Origin of the sequence: Burkholderia sp. Ac-20353 (genome assembly GCF_017104785.1) — a bacterium.
Lineage (GTDB): Bacteria > Pseudomonadota > Gammaproteobacteria > Burkholderiales > Burkholderiaceae > Burkholderia.
In genome coordinates this window covers 1-752 of record NZ_JAAGPL010000534.1, presented here as the reverse complement: position 1 = coordinate 752, position 752 = coordinate 1, and the positions used below count along the sequence as shown (strand labels likewise).

Below are 752 nucleotides of genomic sequence, written 5' to 3'. Positions count from 1 at the left end.
GGTACAGACTGGTGCTCTGCGAATCTCGTGCTATTGCGCGTCGGCGAAGCGAAGGGCGAGCACGCCGCGCTTGCGCGCCTGAGGGCGCAGGCACCCGGCGCGCCCGCGACACGGCGCGTCGACGACGAATACCGGGTTGCGACGAGCGGCCGCGAGGAGATGGCGCAGATTCGCCTGCTCGCGCGCAGCGGCCGGTCCGACGAAGCGGCCCGGCGGATCGTCGCGCTGTTTCCGGACGGCGCGCCGTCGGGTGCGCTTGGTGCCGAGTACTACCAGATCGTCGCGAATGCGCCGGGCGGGCGCGAGCCGGCGATCGCGGCGCTGCGTCGCGCGGTCGCGGCCAATCCGGACGATGCCGACGCGGGCGTCGCGCTCGCGCGGATGCTGAACCAGCGCAGCGACACGCGCCCGGAAGCGAACCGGATCGCGTGGGCGCTCGCGCGGCGCACGGACATCGATCACACGGCGGCGATGGAAGTCTGGCGACACGTGCTGCAGTCGGCGGATACCGATCCGGTTTACGTCGACGCAATGCGCGCGTACCTCGCGCTCGTGCCGGACGACACCGAATTCCGCGACAAGGTCGCGGCGATGGAGCAGAAGCGCGACGCGCAGCTGCGGCTCGAGCGCGATCCGAACTACATCGCGCAACAGCGCGGCCTGCAGGCGCTCGCGCGCGGCGATCTCGCGGCGGCCGACGCGCTGCTGACCCAGGCGACCCGCGCGCGCTCGAGCGATGCCGACGCGGTCGG

General features: G+C 72.7%; 1 pseudogene. It reads left to right on the top strand.

Annotated features, from left to right (window positions below):
* Nucleotides 1–752 (top strand): annotated as a pseudogene (locus G3N94_RS41795) (cellulose biosynthesis protein); the annotation flags it as partial.